Source organism: Finegoldia magna (genome assembly GCF_018371055.1).
GTDB classification, from domain to species: domain Bacteria; phylum Bacillota; class Clostridia; order Tissierellales; family Peptoniphilaceae; genus Finegoldia; species Finegoldia magna_I.
This window is the reverse complement of the sequence record NZ_JAGYZD010000185.1, coordinates 1-3410: the sequence shown is the minus strand read 5'-3', so window position 1 is coordinate 3410 and position 3410 is coordinate 1. Positions and strand designations below refer to the sequence as shown.

The following is a 3410-nucleotide window of genomic DNA, read 5'->3' as shown; positions in this document are numbered from 1 at the left end:
TAAAATAGATAAAGAAAATGCTAATATCGAAAGAGTAAAAACTGAATTAGCTGAAAATGGATTGGTACCTGAAGACTGGGGTGGAGATACAGTTTTAGTCCCAGTTTCTGCTAGAACTGGTGAAGGTATTGATGAATTACTTGAAATGATTTTAATGGTCGCTGAAATGGAAGAGTTAAAAGCTAATCCAAATAGACTTGCTGTAGGTACAGTAATTGAAGCACAATTAGACAAGGGAAGAGGTCCAACTGCTACAATTTTGGTTCAAAAGGGTACTTTAAAACATTCTGATATGGTATTTAGTGGACAAGCAAGTGGTCGTATCAGAGCCATGTTTAATGATCAAGGTAAGCAAGTTAAAAAAGCAGGTCCTTCAACACCAGTTTTGATTTTAGGTTTAAATGAAGTTCCTGAAGCTGGCGATATGATATACGCTGTAAAAGATGAAAAAGAAGCTAGAAATTATGCTCAAAAAATAAAAGATCATAACCGTGAAGAACAAATCAAGTCTTCTTCAACTATGAACTTAGACGAATTGTTCGGAAAAATTTCAGACGGAGAAACTAAAGATCTTAATATTATAATAAAGACAGATGTTAAAGGTACGATTGACGCTATTAAACAATCATTAATAAAACTAAGCAACGATGAAGTAAAAGTTAATATTATTCACGGTGCAGTAGGTGGTATTACTGAATCTGATGTTAACTTAGCATCTGCATCAAGTGCAATAATAATCGGATTTAATGTGAGACCAACTCAAGTGGCTTTGGATATGGCAAAGAATGAATCTATAGAAATAAGAACTTATAGAGTTATATATGATGCTATAGAAGATGTAAAAAATGCAATCACTGGTATGTTAAAACCACAATATCAAGAAGAAGTTTTAGGTAGAGCTACAGTTAGAGATACGTTCAAAGTTCCAGGAGTAGGTACTGTTGCCGGCGTTTATGTAAACACAGGAAAAGTTACTAGAAATGCTGTGGTTCGTTTGTTGAGAGATGAAATATTGATTTTCGAAGGTCCTATTTCTTCATTGAAGAGATATAAAGATGATGTTAAAGAATTGACTCAAGGCTACGAAGGCGGAATGGGCTTAGAAAATTATAATGACATTAAACCAGGAGATGTACTGGAAGCATACGTACTAAACGAAGTACAAAGATAGGAGAATTATGAATATTAAAAGAGTAAGAAGAATTTCATCAGAAATCAAAAAAGTTATTTCAAGTTCTATAATTAATTCACTAAAAGATCCTAGAATTGACAAACTAAATGTTTCTGTTACCGATGTAAAAGTAACAAATGATTTGAGTTTTGCTACAGTATATATAGCTGTAATAGGCGATGATGAAAAGAAAAAACAAACTCTTGAAGGATTGAACAAAGCAAAAGGATTCTTAAAAAAACAAATTGGTGAAAGTGTAGATTTAAGACATGTACCACAACTGATTTTCAAAATTGATGAAACAAGTGAGCAAAGTATGCATATTGAAAATCTAATAAAATCAATTCATGAGGAAAATTATAATGAAAATTAATGATGAAATCTTGAAATTTAAAGAGCAATTGAATGAGGCAAGTTCAATTGCTCTAATTTCTCACTTAGACCCAGATGGTGATAACTTAGGTTCATTAACTGCTTTATCAAAAAGTTTACTCAATTTAGGAAAGAAAGTTTATCCTATTGAGTTTGACAAAATTCCTGAAAATTTAAAATTTTTGCCAAATTTGGATTTGCTATCAGAAAATACAGATATTAATATTGATATGATAATATGCCTAGATTGTGCTAATTATGAGAGATTAGGTAATATTGATGAATTATTTAATAAAGCAAGATACAGAATAAACATTGACCATCATCAAAGTAATGAGTTTTACGGTGACGTCAACATAGTTAAAAAAGGTTACAGCTCAACTTGTGAATTAGTATTTGATGTAATAAACGAAGTAAATCTACCAATTGATGAAGAAATTTCGATGTCACTTTTAACTGGAATATCAACTGACACTGGAAGATTTTTATATTCTGCTACAACTGCTGATACATTAGCTAAAGCTTCTAAATTAGTTGAATATGGTGCAGACATGATGAAAATCAATGAATTAATTTATCAATCAAATAAATTTGACGCACAACTTTTAGAAAATGAAATCTTATCTAAGACTGAAATATATAATGATCATGTTGCAATTGGTTTTGTAATGACAAATCAATTAAATAAGTATAATGTTGAAATTTCAGATATTGATAGTGTAATTAATACTTTCAGGGATACTGACAAAATCAAAATATCAGTATTAATTAAACAACAAACTGAAAATGAATACAAGGTAAGTTTCAGAAGCAAAGGAAATATTGATGTAGGATCAGTTGCCAAAAATCTTGGTGGAGGCGGTCATAAGAATGCTGCTGCCACTAAAATTGTCGGTGATTATGACGCAGTGTTAAATAAAATTAAAGAAGAAATTGATAGATATGGATTGCGTAATTAATGTTTTTAAGGAAAAAGGATATACCTCTCAGGATGTTGTTTCTATATGTAAAGGAATTTTAAAAACTAAGAAGATTGGACATGCTGGGACTCTAGATCCTGATGCTACCGGAGTTTTGTTATTAGGCGTTGGAAAAGGAACTAAAATAACAGAATATCTAATGGAATATGGTAAAACATATATATTTGAAATGTGTTTTGGAACAAGTACAGATACTCTTGATTTATCCGGTAATGTCACAGGTTTTTCAGAGAAAACATACGATAAAGAAAAATTAAAGGAAATTTTAGATGATTTAAGTGGTAAAACCATTGAACAAGTACCTCCTATGTATTCCGCAGTTAAGGTAAATGGAAAAAAACTTTATGAATACGCAAGAGAAAACAAGGAAATTAATAGAAAATCCAGAAAAATTACAATCTATAATATAGAACCATTATATCTTCTAGAAAATTCTTGTATAATCAAAGTTAAATGTTCTAAGGGAACGTATATTAGAGTTTTGATTGAAGATATTGCTAAAAAATTAGGTAGATTAGCATATATGAAATCTCTTATCAGAGTAAATTCTGGAGGTTTCGACATAAAAGATTCAGTAAAAATAGAATCGCTTAGAAAATGTAACATTGAAGATGTATCATTTTCAGTCTACGAAAGTTTGACAGAAATGAAATCTATCGAACTTGATGATAATTTATATAAAAAAATAACCAATGGTGTTAAAATAAATATAAACCACGAAAACATTGATAATATTAAAGTAGTTTGTAATAATAAATTTATTGGAATTGGTAGTATTGAAGATAATATTTTAAAAATGAATAAGGTATTTGATATATGCAAATAATTGATTTAGACAAAGATAACGTAAAAATTAATATTGATGCTATTACTTTAGGAAATTTTGA

4 protein-coding genes are annotated in these 3410 nt (G+C 29.7%); all 4 read left to right on the top strand.

Annotated elements, in window-relative coordinates:
* Positions 1-1171 (top strand): translation initiation factor IF-2 (infB, locus tag KHW44_RS07625; RefSeq protein WP_304067972.1); only part of this gene is annotated, 1171 nt, incomplete at its 5' end.
* 7 nt (positions 1172-1178) lie between these two features.
* Positions 1179-1544 carry a 30S ribosome-binding factor RbfA gene (gene rbfA / locus KHW44_RS07620; protein ID WP_304067968.1) on the top strand — a complete coding sequence of 122 codons (366 nt, stop codon included), beginning with the start codon at positions 1179-1181 and terminating at the stop codon, positions 1542-1544.
* Positions 1534-2502, top strand: coding sequence for a bifunctional oligoribonuclease/PAP phosphatase NrnA (locus tag KHW44_RS07615; RefSeq protein WP_304067965.1), 969 nt, complete (start codon positions 1534-1536; stop codon positions 2500-2502). Before rbfA ends, KHW44_RS07615 begins: the two co-directional genes overlap by 11 nt.
* Complete coding sequence (gene truB / locus KHW44_RS07610; protein WP_304067962.1) at positions 2486-3349, top strand: tRNA pseudouridine(55) synthase TruB; 864 nt, start codon at positions 2486-2488, stop codon at positions 3347-3349. The genes KHW44_RS07615 and truB overlap by 17 nt, the downstream gene beginning before the upstream one ends.
* Positions 3350-3410: the final 61 nt, after the last annotated feature.